This is a genomic window from Rhodanobacter sp. A1T4 (assembly GCF_014207185.1).
Lineage (GTDB): Bacteria > Pseudomonadota > Gammaproteobacteria > Xanthomonadales > Rhodanobacteraceae > Rhodanobacter.
Genome location: NZ_JACHCP010000008.1, coordinates 261,932 through 278,127 on the forward strand (window position 1 = coordinate 261,932; position 16,196 = coordinate 278,127).

11 protein-coding genes and 1 riboswitch are annotated in these 16,196 nt (G+C 57.0%); of the genes, 4 read left to right on the plus strand and 7 right to left on the minus strand.

Translation table 11 applies throughout. From position 1 onward, the window contains the following. Positions 1–426: 426 nt before the first annotated feature. Positions 427–2,235: a winged helix-turn-helix domain-containing protein gene (locus HDE80_RS17190; RefSeq protein WP_221437676.1), complete on the minus strand. Its 1,809-nt coding sequence runs from the start codon at positions 2,233–2,235 to the stop codon at positions 427–429. Positions 2,236–2,798: 563 nt separating this feature from the next. On the opposite strand from HDE80_RS17190, the gene HDE80_RS17195 reads away from it, so the two are divergent. Next, positions 2,799–3,785: an SGNH/GDSL hydrolase family protein gene (locus tag HDE80_RS17195; RefSeq protein WP_184672932.1), complete on the plus strand. Its 987-nt coding sequence runs from the start codon at positions 2,799–2,801 to the stop codon at positions 3,783–3,785. 181 nt (positions 3,786–3,966) lie between these two features. Here the strand turns inward: HDE80_RS17195 and HDE80_RS17200 are convergent, their stop codons facing one another. Together HDE80_RS17200 and HDE80_RS17205 are read right to left on the minus strand one after the other, a co-directional pair. Continuing rightward, entirely contained in the window at positions 3,967–5,904 is a 1,938-nt protein-coding gene (locus HDE80_RS17200) for a PAS domain-containing sensor histidine kinase (protein ID WP_184672934.1), read from the minus strand. Positions 5,905–6,066: 162 nt separating this feature from the next. Next, the gene (locus HDE80_RS17205) at positions 6,067–6,492 is read right to left on the minus strand and encodes a host attachment family protein (protein ID WP_343206018.1); all 426 of its coding nucleotides are present in this window, start codon (positions 6,490–6,492) and stop codon (positions 6,067–6,069) included. A 423-nt stretch (positions 6,493–6,915) separates the two neighbouring features. Here HDE80_RS17205 and HDE80_RS17210 point away from each other — a divergent pair, with 423 nt between their 5' ends. Further along, complete coding sequence (locus tag HDE80_RS17210; RefSeq protein ID WP_184672936.1) at positions 6,916–7,287, plus strand: hypothetical protein; 372 nt, start codon at positions 6,916–6,918, stop codon at positions 7,285–7,287. 146 nt (positions 7,288–7,433) lie between these two features. Here the strand turns inward: HDE80_RS17210 and HDE80_RS17215 are convergent, their stop codons facing one another. The 3 genes from HDE80_RS17215 to HDE80_RS17225 all read right to left on the minus strand — a co-directional run bounded on the left by HDE80_RS17215 (position 7,434) and on the right by HDE80_RS17225 (position 11,445). Continuing rightward, complete coding sequence (locus tag HDE80_RS17215) at positions 7,434–8,360, minus strand: retropepsin-like aspartic protease (protein WP_184605260.1); 927 nt, start codon at positions 8,358–8,360, stop codon at positions 7,434–7,436. A gap of 348 nt (positions 8,361–8,708) precedes the next feature. Beyond that, positions 8,709–9,977 carry an MFS transporter gene (locus HDE80_RS17220; protein ID WP_184672938.1) on the minus strand — a complete coding sequence of 423 codons (1,269 nt, stop codon included), beginning with the start codon at positions 9,975–9,977 and terminating at the stop codon, positions 8,709–8,711. An 82-nt stretch (positions 9,978–10,059) separates the two neighbouring features. Continuing rightward, positions 10,060–11,445, minus strand: coding sequence for a porin (locus HDE80_RS17225; protein ID WP_184672940.1), 1,386 nt, complete (start codon positions 11,443–11,445; stop codon positions 10,060–10,062). A 217-nt stretch (positions 11,446–11,662) separates the two neighbouring features. Between HDE80_RS17225 and HDE80_RS17230 the strand changes: the two genes are divergently transcribed. Next, positions 11,663–14,290 carry a PAS-domain containing protein gene (locus tag HDE80_RS17230; RefSeq protein ID WP_184672942.1) on the plus strand — a complete coding sequence of 876 codons (2,628 nt, stop codon included), beginning with the start codon at positions 11,663–11,665 and terminating at the stop codon, positions 14,288–14,290. On the opposite strand, the gene HDE80_RS17235 is transcribed toward HDE80_RS17230, so the two are convergent. Further along, complete coding sequence (locus HDE80_RS17235) at positions 14,285–14,938, minus strand: response regulator transcription factor (protein ID WP_184672944.1); 654 nt, start codon at positions 14,936–14,938, stop codon at positions 14,285–14,287. The two genes, HDE80_RS17230 and HDE80_RS17235, sit on opposite strands and share 6 nt — an antisense overlap. Positions 14,939–15,248: 310 nt before the next feature. Continuing rightward, positions 15,249–15,331: riboswitch (ZMP/ZTP riboswitch) on the plus strand. A gap of 19 nt (positions 15,332–15,350) precedes the next feature. Between HDE80_RS17235 and HDE80_RS17240 the strand changes: the two genes are divergently transcribed. Continuing rightward, positions 15,351–15,983, plus strand: a complete 633-nt coding sequence (locus tag HDE80_RS17240; RefSeq protein ID WP_184672946.1) for a LysE family translocator — start codon at positions 15,351–15,353, stop codon at positions 15,981–15,983. The last annotated feature ends 213 nt before the right edge of the window (positions 15,984–16,196 follow it).

Genomic DNA, 16,196 nt, shown 5'->3' on the forward strand with positions numbered 1-16,196 from the left:
TGCGACCTTTCATGCGGATCTTCACCGCCGAGCCAGATAGCGACAGGCTGGGCGTGAACTAGACCGACGGAAGTCAGCAACGCAGCAAGTGCAAAGGCGATCGAGCTTAGACGTCCATGAATGAGATTCTTCACTAGCTCACGTGACCTCTTTAAGCCGATTCAGACCTTGGTTAGTTAAATTATTTAGGGAAGGAGTAGGACCTTGTAAATAGATTTTGGGTGACCTGCTACTTTTTTGATTTGCTGGAATTTTGTGGAAGGCATGAACTTGATGGCAACTCGAATAATCCTCCGTAGCCATGCGCTTCACACCCTGCCCTTGCCGTAAGCAGCAGTCGAGGCACCCGGCATCGCATCAGCCCGAGTGATGATCCGACCGGTCGTGTCGCAGCCGTGCACGCCCTATCCGACTGAGCCCCAGGCTCTACCGTTGGCGTGGGAAATATGAAATGAGAACGTCCCCCGTGCCGGGACGGTAGAACACGAGATGATCCAGCTTTCCACTGTGATCGTAGTCGAAAGCAAAAGCTCGATCATGAGGGGACTTAAGATCGTATCCCTTCACTCCGATTCCCTCAGATATTGGGGTAAAGGTTCCGCCCGAGTTCTTGAGAATCGACAGCAGGCCGGTACCAGGGCGGTATAGAAGCAAATAATCCAACTTGCCGCTCTGACCATAATCGAAGGCGAAGGCCCGATCATTCGTGGACTTGAGGTCGTAGCCTCCGATGCCGCTGCTTGTATATACCGGGGTGAGCGCCTCGCCGGAGTTCTTCAAAATCGAGAAGGTCCCGGTGCCAGGCTGGTAGAGCACGAGATAATCCAACTTGCCGCTGTGGTCGTAGTCAAAAGCAAAAGCCTGATCGGTGAAAGGCTGAGGACCGTTGTCATCGATCTGGCCGCTTGCAACATGCTGCGTATATACCGGAGTCAAGCTTCCGCCGGAGTTCTTCAAGATCGTAATGATCTCCAAACCAGGCCGGTAGAGCACCAGATGATCCAGTTTGCCACTGTGATCGTAGTCAAAGGCAAAGACCTGGTCGGCGGTGGACAGTTGATCGTGAGCTCTACTCCAGAGAGCTGTATCGCTTTGCGCGTGCTTGTACACCGGCGTAAAGGTGCCTCTGCCGTTATTTTTCACAATCCACAGAATCTCGGTACCCGGCCGATAGATCACCAGATGATCCAACTTGCCGCTGTGATCGTAGTCGAAAGCAAAGACCCGATCATGCGGGGACTTGAGGTCGTAGCCCCCTATCCCATCGCCTTCGTATACCGGACCGAAGGTTCCACCCGAGTTCTCCACAATCCATATACGCCCGACACCAGGCCGGAAGAGCACAAGATGATCCAATTTGCCGTTGTGATCATAGTCAAAGGCAAAGACCTGATCGTTTGGGGACTTGAGGTCGTAACCTCCAATGCCTATAGCGGCTGATTCATTTGGCTTGGTCGTCGTCCTATAGACATAGGCACCTCTCTTTGGAAGGTTCTGGCCAGATGAGAGATGTCGTTTTTCGGTCTCCCCTTGTCCAACAAGGAAACCGGCGACTATCACGAGAACCAGAATAAGCACCCAGTAATACCCATACTTCTTCTGCCGACCGGGTCGAAGAGTCATTGCAGGCCGTACGAAGTCAGGGACCGACTCGTCCCCTACAGGCGCACTTTCCTTACTCTCCAGTTCCGACTGCTTGGCGTTCTGTTTGCTCGCCGAATGTTCATGCCGAACCACAACCGTTGGAGGCAGCAGGAGATCTTCTTCTACCGATGCAGTCTTGGGGATTCGACTGCCAGTCGTCGAAACTTGCGCTGTCACTTCGTCATGCAGTGGGCGCGATAGGGACTCCGACACAGTCGGCACAACGCTACCGACGTCTCGCTTGATCTCCTGTACAGGGGCAATGAAACGATAACCGCGTCTAGGCAGCGTTTCGACAAATCGTGGGTTCTCGGCTGAGTCTTCGAGAGCAGTACGGATCTTCTTAACGGCTGTGTTGAGCCCAAGGTCAAAATCCACCAAGGCATCTTCGGGCCAGAGTTGCTTTTGCAGTGCTTCTCGCGTCAGCAGTTGCCCCGGGTGTGCTATGAGTAGGGCCAGAACCTGGAACGGCTGCTCCTGCAAGCTGACTTTAACGCCTCTCTTGCGCAGCTCCCCTGCTTCAAGATCGACCTCATAGACGCCAAAGCGAATAGCTTGCGCCGTCCGCGCCTGACGAATCTTCTGCTCCACAATCGCGGCCTCTTGCTGCGTTCAAAACTTACGCCAGACGATTCAACATAGCATTTTTTTGCATCGGATCTGTAGTGAAAACCCAGCTAGTTCGTTCTCGATGCGCACCGTGGCTTTTTTCCTGGCCGCAAGCTTGATCTTCGCGTCCGCAGTCAGGCCATCCAATTTTGGCGCGCAACGCTGCTTCACGTTGGGTGGCCACCTGTAGGGTCTGGTCTGCTGAGCCACAAGCAGTGCGGCGGGAAGACCGTCCATCCGAGTAAGTTGCTGCTCCATGGTTTTAGCGCGCGCGCAGTGTTCGTTGGCCAAGTGCCCTGCTAAAACCACGGCCGTTTCCAACCACGTGAGCACGGTCGCAGTTTCCCGCTCCTGCCCTTCCAACCTCCTCGGAAAAAGCAATCACGCGAATCAGGAATTTCCCGATGTGAGCGTTGCCACGCTGCCGCGATAGTGCGCGCCATGGACGGACGCTTTGCGCAGGGACGTGGGCAAGCTTTGGAACTCTCACGAGGGGCTTTACTCAGCCTTGTTCAACCACGATGAATTACTAAAGGATACGTGCCATGACCACCAGGGTTAAAAGACTCATCATCTTCGGAGACAGTCTTTCTGATATCGGCGTCAAGCGGAAGACCGTTGCCGGGCAATTCGCTTCGCTCTTTGGATTGATGCGTACCAACCAGGTCAATCGATATAGCGACAACCGGAACTGGACCGACTTTATCTGGGAATGGGCTGGTGGCCAGCCACTGATCCGCGTCGACAAGACGACGTCCGAGGCCGCCGCGGCTTTTCATTTGAAATGGAGCCAAAGCAGCAACAACGAGGCATTGGACGATGATCCACTTTATTACGCGAATTACGCAGAAGGGGGCGCGATGGGAGGGTCGGATCGTTGGGGTGCTGGCCTGGGAACCTTCAAGGAACAATTCGAACGCTACAGCAACGACCTGAAGGCACACGACCCGACGCCTGGCGTTGGGCTCTATCTGATCTGGTTCGGCTTGAACGACCTGGTGACAAATGGGCGTGATCCGGCAGACATGAAAGCGGTCGCGCGCCAGCTGAGCGAGATCTGCCAGCAGATCGTCGCGATCGACAGTAACGCTGCGTTCCTGTTCGGTAACCTACCAAATCCTCAAACCGCGGTGCGCTACCTCGGGCAGGAAGCGACCGATAAAGTGCTTGGCTTTACGGAAGGGTCCTTGAATTTTGGCCATGAACTTGCCAAAGAGATCAATGCGAATTTCCCCAGAAATCCGGCAGCCATCGTCGACGTGTACACGCCGATGGATCACGTCTGTAGGAACCTGAGTTCCTACGGACTCACCCAGGAAAAACAGCCGACGGGGATCGAGGTCCGCTACGGTGCACCACCGAGGAACCAGTTGGCAGCGTTCTGCACAACGACCAGCGATGGCGCTCATCCTACCGAAGAGGTGTACAAGCTGATCGCGCAGATCTGGGCGGATGCGATAAAGCAGCATTTCGAGTTGGCAGCGCTTCGCCAAAATCAAGACGCGCACTTCGTGGTGAAAGGATCGCAGTGATCACGCAAACTCTGGGCTTGTAGAGTCATCGATGTAGTCGACGGATCGTCTTCGTGATCTTCAAGTCCATGTCGACGGGAATCTTTGTTTATTTCTGGCGCTCCGCTCAATCGCCAGGAATAAACAAAGAGGATCTCCCATGATCGAAATTGAATACGCTCATAGGCAAACAAGTTTTTGGTTAAACGCGTCCGTGTTTCCCGACGGCTGATGTCGCGTCTCCGATGGCCAAGGCAAGGTCCCTCTGCGAATAGGGCTTTTTGAGTCTTGGCAACTCTAATTCAAAATCGCTCGGCAATTCTGCGTAGCCGCTGGCAATGATGATTGGCAGCTCGGGACGAATCGTTCTAGCGTGTTTTGCAAACTGGGAGCCGGTCATCATGGGCATCGCATGATCGCTTATGACTAAGTCGAAATGTTGTCCTGACTGAAGTGTTTTAAGCGCTTGCTCAGCTGAATTTGATTGCGCGACGTGATGTCCGAGCTCTTCGAGCTGCGCACACATAGTCGCAAGTACGAGCGTGTCGTCATCGATGGCCAAGATGTCGAGTGATCTGGATATCGACGCATTTGTAGTAGGAGACGCCTGCTCTCCTTCAAGAATTTTCGTTGCAGAATTTAATGCCACCGGCAGCCATATTTCAATTTGCGTCCCCTCGCCTCTTTTGCTCTGGACAATCAAACGTCCTCCGGATTGCTCAGCAAGTCCATGGACCATGGATAAGCCGAGCCCCGTTCCTTTTCCAACACCCTTGGTGGTGAAGAAAGGTTCGGTCGCACGGGCTAACGTTGTCTCATCCATGCCCTCCCCCTTGTCGGCAACCATCAGTTTGATGAACTCGCCCCTGGGCAGCTTCGTGAAGTGGCTTAGATCGACCGTTTCCTGCAGGGCTGAGATCGTTATCGGGCCGCCGCCAGGCATAGCGTCACGCGCATTCACCAGCAGGTTCATCAAGGCGAGTTCTAGCTGGTTGTGATCCACGAAGACCGGCTTTAGGACCAAGGGGAAAGTAGTCGTGATGGTGATATGGGAACCCAGGGATCGTTGCAGCATGTCTGACATGCCGTGCACGAGTTCAATCAGGTTCACTGATACCGGGCGAAGCTCCTGTCTTCTGGCAAAAGAAAGCATGCGCTGGGTTAGTGCCGCACCACGAAGTGCGCCGGCCTTGGCATGCCCTATGAGGGTATGAATTTTAGGGTCATCTGGAACGCGGCTGCTAAGGAGTTCAAGACTCGCCGTAATCGCCATCAGGAGATTGTTGAAATCGTGGGCAACGCCGCCGGTCAATTGGCCTATGGACTCGAGCTTTTGGGACTGAAACAGGGCTTCACGAGCACGATCAAGTTCCTCTGCAGCCTTGCGCTGCTCGGTGACGTCGCGCGTAACCTTGGCAAAGCCGGCCAGCTTGCCTTGCTCGTCTAAAATACGGTCGACAAGGACGTGCGCCCAGAACCGGCTACCGTCCTTGCGCACTCGCCACCCCTCACTCTCGACTCGACCTTCAGACGAGGCAAGTCGGAGATTTTTTTGCGGCTCACCATTTCCACGGTCTTCTTCCGTGTAAAAGCACGAGAAATGCTCGCCTATGATTTCGTCCGGCGTGTAACCTTTGATTCGTTCAGCCCCCGTATTCCAGCTTGAGACATGACCCGTCGTATCCAGCATGTAAATCGCGTAATCCGTCACGCCTTGAATAAGCATCTTGAATTGCGCCTGATTGTCACGCAGGGTTTCCTCCGCTGACCTCCGCTCGGTCAGATCACGCGTGACTTTGGCGAATCCAAGGAGTTTTCCGGCATCGTCCTTAATAGGGTCGATCAGAACATGCGCCCAAAAACGGGATCCATCCTTGCGTACTCGCCATCCTTCGCTTTCAAATCGGCCATCCACTAACGCACGTTCGAGAGCCAAGGCCGGTACACCTGCGGCCCGGTCTTCTTCCGTGTAAAACCGTTCGAAGTGCTTACCAATGATCTCCGCTGCTTTGTAGCCTTTGAAACGTTCCGCCCCGAGATTCCAGCTGACCACATGTCCGCTCGCGTCGAGCATGTAGATGGCGTAATCGACGATGGACTCGACGAGCAGACGATAGTTACTTTCGAGCGTGATGGTCATAAGTCGACTCAATGCTTCGGGATGGAGCGTCCGCGCAATTCCGAGTCACTCTGATGTGGAACTGGCTGACGATCGGATATTTCTCATACGCGATAACTGCTCTGGCCACAGCCATCAGCACCGTCAGGCATAGCTGGCGGTGGTGACGGCTGTGCGTCTTGGCTACTCGTTCGCTTTCAGGATTTTCTCGATATCTTCCAAGGTCGAGTTGGTGAGTGTCTTTGCCAGTTCGCCAGTGATGCGTTTGGTTGTCTCGGCATGTAGCTGCGGCCGGACCTCGCCCAACGTCTTGGGGTCGGCAATCAAGAACAGATGCTCGAACTCTTGCTTTAATGCGGCGGCATTGAGGCGATGTACAAGCTGCTTGGCAAAGGTTGCCTCATCGTTCTGCTCGGGGCTTTCCTCGGGAGGGCGATGGCCCGAGGGACCTTGTCCTTGTTCGTCCGTGACTTCGAACTTCATGATGTCTTCCTGCATCAGGCGAAGCGCGTCTCCTTTGCCGACATTGTGAAACAAGCGGGCATGAGTGCCATCGGCGACGATGACCCACGTACCAGTGGGAATCTTGTGCATCAGCTTCTCCTTCATTGGCAACGCACCAAAAGCGTTGCACCGCTCTCGTGACCTTAGCTACCGTTGCGTGACAGCTTTGGTAACGAATCATTCCTTTGAACAGGTGTTGATCGCGAGCGATCTTTATCGCTGCTTCAATACCCCATGGAGGGTAAGACCAAATATCTCTTGGCCGCCCTTTCGCTATCCCTTGCACAAAAAGCGGTAAACCTCAGTCGCAGCCCCATCGACCATGATCAACTGCGTCTGTTCTCTTGCATGTTCAAGTCGATTTTTCGGTTGTCTGCGCCACCTTGGCTTGTGCTTCACTGACCGCTTGAGCGACCTTTTCGGCCACGCCGCGAGTGTCCCAGTAGACCTGCCCTTCGTAGGTCTTTCCGTCTCTCAACGAGATTCGATCGCCTCCAGGACGGGGCGCTTGCCAAGGTGGCATCCGCTGTGGCTGAAAGTGCGAACAGCGACATGCGCTTGGGGGTGGCTGCCGCCGCTTTCTTGGATGTCTGCGTCGAACCATCTTATCGCCGGCTTGTCATCGAGGACGCGCCAGCCGTATTGGGCGCAGCGCGTTGCCGAGAGATCGAAGACGCTACTGTCTTCGGTGCGATGGTTGCTGCTCTGATGGCCCGGCACAAGGCAGGTCGATTTGAGGTTCCCGATCCGAAATTAGCTGGCTGGATGATCGCCAGCATGCTTTGCGAAGCGGCCCTTCAATTACCTGAGGCTAAGAACCCCAAGCAAATGAGAGCACATACGCTCGCGATCGTTGCCACAGTGTTGTCTGCGTTCGATCCTGGTGCCAACGGCAAGTAATTGTGTCGGAGCTCGAGATGTTACAAATCATCTACTGACCTTCCCGTTGGCGATAAAGCCTGCTGAGCGCAGGGACATCCGGGTGCCACGCCTAACGACAATGAACCGGTCGGCGCGAGGCCATAGCTTTGTTCGCTGGCGTTGGCTCAGGGAGCGCAGTCGCCATAGAAAGAAACCTGCTTTGCCGGGTAGTCGAGCAAGAGCTTCACTTTCATTGCTGCGAACGTCATGTTGCCAATGTTCGCCATGCGCGAGTCGGTCGAACCCTTGGTCGACATGATCACAACGGTTTCGCCAGCCGGCAACTGGAAGGGTCCCAGGCCGACCGGGACGTTCAAGGTGGCGGTATCACTGGTGAAAGTGCCGCGCGCACCAGCACCTTGGGCCTTGCCCGTGACTTTCAGCGCGCTACGTACGCCTTTCACATTCAACGCCGCTTGATACAGCGCGATGCCTCGGTTGGAGCCGGTGTCCAGCGTAATCGGCACCTTTGCATCGCCAAGATGGAAGTCCGGAATCACCGGTATCTGCTCATCGGCAAATGAATGTAGTGGTGTGCCGTAATGCTTTTTGCACTGCCGGACGAATGTTTCGGCCTCCTTCGCGCCGGAGAAGACCGTGACGGTGCTCGCCGGATAGTCGATAAGCACAACCTTGTCCTTCAGGAAGCTGTAACCCAGGACTGCATCGACAGTGCGTCCATAGGTTTTCGAAAGCGTTCCCATGTCCGCAGCCAGCGTCTCCACGTCACCGAAGGCGTGACCACCGATCTCGAGGTCCTTGATCGTTGCCGGGAATACAGTCGTCTTGCCCGTACCCTCACCGTCAGCCTGCCCGCTTGTCTTGCGATCCACCGGCAGTGCGAGCGCATCGGCGCGTTTAATGTCGATGACTGAAGGGTCGACGCCGGTATCCAGTAGAACGTAGAGCGGCACTCCCTTGACCATCACGTTCAAGGCAATGGCGTGTTTCGAGAAGTCGAAGGGAATCGTGACGTTTGCCTGACTTGCGTTGGCAGCGAATAGCACAGTCGTCAAGGCAACAGCCAGCAACGGACGCGAAGGATAAATCATGTGGCCGTTTCCCAAAGATCGATCACCTAGCCTACGCTTGGAACAAGCATCTGCGACACCGCTATTTGTCACCCTGACTTCCGGCACACACCGGTTCGGCACCAAAATTTCCGACGGAACACCAGATGCTGCTGCAATTCTTCGTGCGATGTCGCCATGTCGTGCTTGTCTTATCGAATGGGCAAAGCGCCACGGTTCTGAGCAGCACTTGCTCGTGGGTGATGCCCTTGGTCATGAATCAGAATCTTGGATTCGCCTCCCGCAGGCCCCGTTGAATTACTCACGATAAAGAAGGGTTATCGTGAGTCTTCCGGATGGCGGGTTTCGCCAGAATAACAGCGTAGTGGCTCAATACGATTTCCCGATCGCGGCGGCATCCTTCGGCAAGGACGAGTCATCCACGCGTCCGCTCGCCATAGCCACACCTCGTGCCTCCGGACCGAATGCCATCAAGAGAATCAACGCCACGGCAACCGAGGTCACTACCACCAACAACGCGTAACCATAATCCTGCCCATGTCGCTGCGCGATCTCCGCCTGCAGCACGGGATTGATCGCCGCCAGGAAATTGCCGAGCTGATAAACGACGCCCGGGAACGTGCCGCGAATTTCCGCCGGCGACAGTTCATTGAGATGCGCCGGCACCACGCCCCATGCACCCTGCACGCCGAACTGCATGACGAACGCTGCCGCACACAGCATGTATACATCCCTGCTGTGTGACCACGGATACACTGCCAGCAACGCAATCACACAGGCCAGCATGATTGCGCGGCGCCGACCGATCTTCTGGCTCAGCATGCCGAAGAACAATCCGCCCAGGATCGCCGCGACGTTGTAGACCAAGACGATATTCGTGAGCGTCGCGTGCGGCAGGCCGAGCTGCTTGCCGAGAAAGAGCTTGGGGTAGATGTCCTGCGTGCCGTGCGAGAAGAAATTGAAGGCCGTCATCATGGCGATCGCATAGACCGTCAGCTTTGCGTTCGCCTTCACGATCTGCAACAACGAAACCTTGGGCCGCTGCTTCATGGCCTCGAACGCCGGACTTTCGTGGATCTTGGCGTTGATGAAGAACACCAGCAATGCCGGCGCTGCTCCTACAAAGAACATGCCGCGCCAGCCGAGGTGCGAATAGAAAAATCCGAACAACAGCGTGGCCAGGAAATAGCCGGTCGGATAACCCGCCTGCAGCAAGCCGGAGACCCAACCACGCCAGCGACTCGGGATCGTCTCCATCACCAGTGAGCTGCCCACGCCCCACTCGCCGCCCATCGCGATGCCGAACAACGTGCGGATCACCAGGAACGACACGTACGACCACGCCAGGCCACTGACGAACTCGAACAGCGAGTAGAGAACAATCACCAGCATCAAGGTCGGCTTGCGTCCGTAACGGTCCGCCATGCGGCCGAACACGAAGGCGCCCACCGCACGCGAGGCAAGCGTCAAAGTGATCGCCAGCGTAATGCTGGTGATGCTTACACCAAACGTCTTGGCGACTTCATCAAACGTAAAAATCAGAATGAAGAAGTCGAACGCGTCCAGTGTCCAGCCCAGGAACGCGGCGATGACGGTGTTGCGCGCTCGCGCGATATCGGTGTCTTGTACAGAAGCCATTGAACTACCTGCCTGATTTCAAACAAAATGTTGTTGAACAAAATGCTGCCGAATAAAACCATCACCACGGCAACGTTCGGCATTAGAAAATAATGCGCACACCAATCGACGGATCGAATGAACCCGTTTGCAAATAGCCGCTACCCATGCCGTCATAAACCCTGGACCATTGCACGCCGCCGTACACGTCGAAGTGCTTGCCAAAGTGTTGATCGAGTACCAGCGACAAGGCGTTGTAATGCCCACTGCACTGCGCTGAGCTGCTATCCGAACATGAGACTTTCGCGTAGCTGCTCTGCATGGCGCGGTAATACGCACCGAACAGATCGAGCGAAGGCGTCAGTGCGTAGCGCATGCCCACCCATGCGATCTTAAGTATTTTTTGGCGCGGAAACGCATCGTTATTGGTGACGATGAAATAGCCGCCGATCGTCTGACTGCCGATCGGTAGCGGCGTGGACGGATTGACATAGCGAATGTGCTCGTAGGCGCCGAAGAACTTCGCTCTGCCCGCATCGTATTCGCCCAGGAAGGTATAAGACGTATTGTCCGATACGGTACCTGGCACCGTCTGGTCGACTGGCAGACCATAAGTGGACGAACCCGGCGTGGTCAGCGCTTCAACCTGCGCAGCAGTCAATGGCGTGCTCACCGAAATGGCATCGTTCTTGTGCGCCAACACAGCATCGACTGACCAGGGCCCCTGCGCTAGCCCCAGATCCACCTGATAAGCGGTACCTCTGGAGCTGGACAACTCTCTGGCGTTGCCGAACTGATACATCGCGCCGCCGTGAAACATCCCTTCCGAGAGCGTGTATTTCAGCGTGCCGTCGAGCAAGCGGTCCTCAGTATCGCCAGTGCCGGCGGTGGCGCCGAAGAAACCGACGTACGAAAACGCCAGCGAACAGCTCAACGGATCGTATTTGCACACCTCATCGTTGAGCAGCGTACTCTGGCGACCGAAGGTGAGCGTGCCGTAGCCAGGCGACTCGACACCAAGGAACGCCCTGCCGTTGAGCGTCTGGCCCGCACGCGTCGAATCGCCCCATGACTTCTGCTGCGCCAGGGGGACGCCATTGTTTACGGCCAGCGAGCGCGGGCCGTCGATCAGCGTACCCGACGCAGGCAGAAAGCCGGTGTCCAATTGGAACACCCCCCACCATCCTGCCCCCAAAGGCTCGCGACCTTTGATGCCGATGGTGGAAATGCTCATGCCATTGGAAGCCAGCGACGTGTTGGGATTGTTGCTGGCCTTGATCAGGAAGTTGTTGACGTTAGTGGCGGCGGCATCGCTGAACGAACTGCCATGGCTCTGATAGGCCACTCCGATATCGATGGTGCCGTACAGCGTGATGCCGTCCATCGTCAGACTGTCCGGCGTGCCGGATTCGGTAGCGGCCCATACCGGCGCGCATGCCAGCATCAGGGCAAGCGCCAATGTATTGATTTTGTACCGTGCTCTTTGCATATCGAACTCTCCCCAGGCTACGACGGCTGCCGACGGTCACGAGTATCGGCGCGCTATTCATCAACGTGTTCTTGGTTGTCCCCGGGGCGCAGCATGCCGCTGACTGGCATCGCGATGAATAACACCATGGGACTAATACTTTCCGGCTAGCCGCCGCACGCGCGGGGTTTCTGCCTTAGCATGTGCTCATGCATGCGACCGGCGACGTTGAACTTCTATGCCTGGGCATCACCCCAAAGCACTCAAAATCGGACTGCTCGCCGCGCTAGTCGCCGCCATCGCTGCCACCACCTGGGTGGCGGCCTGGTACGCGAGGCAACGCGCGCTGGAGCAGCTTTCCGTGCAGGCCTTGGATCAGTTGCAGATCCGCGCACTCGCTCTGCAACGCCTGGTGGATCGCTATCGCGTGCTGCCTACGGTGCTGGCGCTCGATCCCGAATTGCGTCACGCCCTGTCATCTCCTGCTTCCACGGCAGACATCGCCGTGCTCAATCGAAAGCTGACGCAGGCTAACGGCGCCACGCACGTCTCCACACTGACGCTGATCGATCGCCGAGGCGTCGCCATTGCGGCAAGCAACTGGGATACACCTTCCAGCAACGTGGGCCTCGATTACACGTTTCGCCCCTATTTCCAGGAAGCGATGCAGCAAGGCCGGGGCACGTTCTATGGCATCGGTATCTCCACCAACCTGCCCGGGTATTTCATTGCCGAAGCCCTGAGCGACGACCGAGGGCAACGCGTCGGTGTCATCGTGATCAAGATTCCACTCGATACGCTGGAACAGGAATGGGTGAGCAGCGGCGACACTGTGCTGTTGAGCGATGTGCACGGCGTCGTCTTTCTCAGCAATCAGAGGGCATGGATATATCGTCCGCTGCAGCCACTCGATCCGAGCGCCAGAGCGACGCTCGCGCAAACCCGCCAATACGGCAACAACCTGTTGCCACCTACGGCGGTTCGTCTATCAAGCGAGCTCGGATCGAATGGGCGGTTAGTGCAGGTCGATCGTCCCGGTATGCCGCATGAAGTGGTCTGGCAGTCCATGCAGCTTCCGACACAACAATGGACGCTGCACCTGCTGCGCGATGCGCACCCTGCGACGACTGCTGCCTATCGCGCTGGATTTTTCACGCTGAGCATCTGGCTCTTGCTTATCCTGCTTGCTCTGTTTGTGCAGCAACGTGTACGCACGGCACAGTTGCATAAACGCAGTCGGCACGATCTGGAGCGGTTGATTTCGCATTACGCCAGCGCCTTGCGCTCAGAGGAAGACAGCCTGGTGCATGCCGCGCTGCAAGCCATGGCTGGCCATCCTGAAATGTTGGATCGCCTGCCGCAAGGCGTCAGCGTGATCGATGCGCAACTTCGCCTCGTTGCGTGGAATGCTCGGTACACCGAGTTGCTCGGTTATCCGGAGACGCTGCTGAAGCCCGGCCAGCCGGTGGAAGAACTGTTCCGTTACAACGCCAAACGCGGCCTGCTCGGGCCCGGCGACCTGGAAGAAACTATCCAGCGTCGCTTGAATTATTTACGTCGTGGCAGCCCGCATATGGTCGAACGCGAACGCCCCGATGGCAGCCTGCTGGAGATACGCGGCAGGCCGCTGCCCGGTGGCGGCTTCGTCACCAGCTATGCGGACATCGCGCTCTATAGAGAAGCCGCGCGGGAACTGCGTACGCTGACCAATACACTCGAACACCGCATTGAGGAAAGCACGCAGGATCTGCGCTCCGCCAAGGCGGAGGCCGAACGGGCCAACCGCAATAAGACCCGTTATGTCGCAGCTGCCGTACACGATCTGCTACAGCCGTTGAACGCCGCGAGACTGTTTGCCGGCTCGTTGAAAAAAACAGACACGGAGACGGCGATGGTGGAACGCATCGAGCGTTCGCTTCAGGCGCTGGACAGTCAGCTGACGAGCATGCTCGACCTTGCCCGGCTGGATGCGGGCGCCATCACGCCGGATCTCAAAACGTTCGCGTTATCGCCGCTGCTGCAGGAGCTGGCTGGCCAGTTCGGCATCCTGACGCAGGCCAAGGGATTGCGCCTGTCGTTCGTCAACACCTCGGCATGGGTACGCAGCAATCCCGTGCTGTTGCAACGGACCGTGCAAAATTTCCTCTCCAATGCGCTGCATTACACGCCGCATGGACGCATCCTGCTCGGCTGTCGTCGCAACGGAAGCACGCTTCGCATCGAAGTATGGGATACCGGCATCGGCATACCGGAAGATCGGCGTGACATCATTTTCCAGGAATTCCGGCGCCTCGATACGACCGTCGACGCGGATGAGCGCAGCGCAGGCTTGGGGCTTTCCATCGTCGAACGCATTGCGAATCTGCTCGGCCATACGCTGCAGGTCCGTTCATGGCCGGGCCAAGGCAGCATGTTCGGCATTTCGGTCGAACTTGCGCAGCCAGCGCTCGCAACGCCCACGGATCACGATGACGGCAGCGACGATTCGCTGCTGAAAAACCGCACTATCTGGCTTATCCAGGAAAATGCTCACTTGCGACAGAAAGCAGCGGCGCTATTGCAAAGCTGGGAATGCAAAGTGTCGGAATGGACAAAAGCCGACGAAGCCCTGGCAACGGCAGAATCCTTGGCTGCACCGGATCTGATCCTGGTGGATGGACAATGGGAACCCATCCTCGCGTTGCTGCAGCTTGAGCAAGACGGTCACAGGCCGCCGATTATCGCTTTTCTCGGCAAGGATGAAGCTGGGCTTCGGAATGCGCTACTGCAAGCCGGTGTGCACACCACGAATCTGCCGCTGTCGCCAGCACGCCTGCGCGCCATGATGACGCAGTTGCTGCTTACCGAACCGGCGCGCGCATCATGAGGCGGCGTCGCCCTCTTCCAGATCGAGCGACTTCACCAGCACTGCCGCCTGCGTACGTGAACGGCATTCGAGCTTGGATAGCACGGCCGTCACGTGAATCTTCACGGTGTTTTCGGCCAAGCCAAGCCGATCGGCGATCTGCTTGTTGAGCAGCCCTTCCGCCATCAGCATCAGTACACGGAATTGCTGCGGCGTAAGCTTGGCAAAGCGTGCTGCCAGCGCCGCATCCTGCTCGCTACGTTCCGCGCGCGTCGATTCGAACCACAGTCCGCCCTCAAGCACGCGCTGCACAGCCTTGTTCAGATCCACCACCGGCGCGGCCTTGGGCACGAAGCCCGCCGCGCCGAACTGCTGCGCACGACGTACGGTGCGCGGCCGGTCGTAGGAAGAAATCACGATCACCGGCAAATCCGATCGCTCGGCACGCAGCCACAGCAGCGATGAAAAGCCGATGGCGCCGGGCATCGTCAAATCCAGCAGCACGAGATCGATCTCCGGCGTTATGGCGAGGCAGGATTCAAGCGTGCTCTGACTCGAAGCCTCCAATACGCTGCATCCGTCCATGGCGGCGTGCAACGCGTGCACGACCGCCGAGCGAAACATCGGATGATCGTCGGCGACGAGGATAGTGGTAGGTGTGTCGCTCATGCGCTCACGTCATTGGCAATGCAGCGACACTAGCTGGCAGAGCAAGCAGCGGCAAGATGTCTGCTCCCTCCCCTGCTTCGTGCAAAGAGCAGGCTTCGTGGGCATCAAGACAATGACACGCTCACTTCACTGCGGCATTTATCGTCGATTATCGGCATCTGAGTCTGGACGCACCCGAGATCGCACAGTGCGATCTGACCGAACGGCATAGTGCAGCTGGAGCGCCTGGCATAGACCGATTCCACAAAGGGTGCGAGCGCCGTTTCAAAGCGCCGTCTTGACTGCCCAAGAGGCGGTATGCCATGTTCACCGCCACTCGCACTACTGGCGCCTCGAGACGGATTACCGTCGTGAAATGCGAGTCTACCTATGCCGCGCGCCTGGGCACTTCCGCCAACAAGAGGATGTGCCCATGCCTGTCTGGTCTAATGTGTTTGCTTTTGCTCTGGTCGCCTTTGGCTTGGCGCTGACGCCAGGGCCGAACATGCTCTATCTGATCTCTCGATCAATCTCCCAAGGTCCTACAGCAGGCCTGATTTCCCTCGGTGGTGTCGCTCTGGGTTTTGTGTTCTACATGCTATGCGCGGCGTTTGGCGTGACCGCCTTGCTGCTGACGGTGCCTTACGCTTATGACACACTGAGACTGGGTGGTGCCGCGTATCTTCTGTACCTTGCATGGCAAGCAGTCAGGCCCGGTGGGCACTCGCCCTTCCAGGTGCGTGACCTGCCGCTGGATCGTCCCAGCAAGCTGTTTGCCATGGGCTTTCTTACTAATCTGTTGAACCCCAAGATCGCGGTTCTGTATCTGTCGCTGCTACCCCAATTCATCAGCCCGGGCCAAGGCGGCGTTCTGACGCAATCGCTCACTCTCGGATTTGTGCAGATCGGGATCAGCGTAGCCACGAATGCCTTGATATCCCTGACAGCCGGTTCTATCGCCGCGTTCTTCGCGCACCGTTCTGGCTGGTTATTAGTGCAACGCTGGCTGATGGGTACCGTACTGGTCGGTCTAGCCGCACGCATGGCCACACAAGCCAGGCGCTGAGCATTTTCTGGGTGTGGACTTCGTGCCCTCGCCGAAAGCGAGGGCACTACTGACGTGCAGTAGGCTGGGAATCGGCCGGCCGATCCTCGATCAGAACGCCAACGCGACCTGGGCTTTTACGCCGCGATCGTTTTCGTGGCTGGCGTGAGCATAGGTACCGTCGAGGCTGGCCGTCCAACCATGACGGAGTTCGGCCGACAGGCCCCCACTGAC

Coding starts and splice junctions, on each gene's coding strand:
- HDE80_RS17195 (WP_184672932.1), top strand. CDS start 2,799: ATGACCACCAGGGTTAAAAGACTCATCATCTTCGGAGACAGTCTTTCT.
- HDE80_RS17225 (WP_184672940.1), bottom strand. CDS start 11,445: ATGCAAAGAGCACGGTACAAAATCAATACATTGGCGCTTGCCCTGATG.
- HDE80_RS17215 (WP_184605260.1), bottom strand. CDS start 8,360: ATGATTTATCCTTCGCGTCCGTTGCTGGCTGTTGCCTTGACGACTGTG.
- HDE80_RS17205 (WP_343206018.1), bottom strand. CDS start 6,492: ATGAAGGAGAAGCTGATGCACAAGATTCCCACTGGTACGTGGGTCATC.
- HDE80_RS17235 (WP_184672944.1), bottom strand. CDS start 14,938: ATGAGCGACACACCTACCACTATCCTCGTCGCCGACGATCATCCGATG.
- HDE80_RS17240 (WP_184672946.1), top strand. CDS start 15,351: ATGCCTGTCTGGTCTAATGTGTTTGCTTTTGCTCTGGTCGCCTTTGGC.
- HDE80_RS17230 (WP_184672942.1), top strand. CDS start 11,663: ATGCCTGGGCATCACCCCAAAGCACTCAAAATCGGACTGCTCGCCGCG.
- HDE80_RS17220 (WP_184672938.1), bottom strand. CDS start 9,977: ATGGCTTCTGTACAAGACACCGATATCGCGCGAGCGCGCAACACCGTC.
- HDE80_RS17200 (WP_184672934.1), bottom strand. CDS start 5,904: ATGACCATCACGCTCGAAAGTAACTATCGTCTGCTCGTCGAGTCCATC.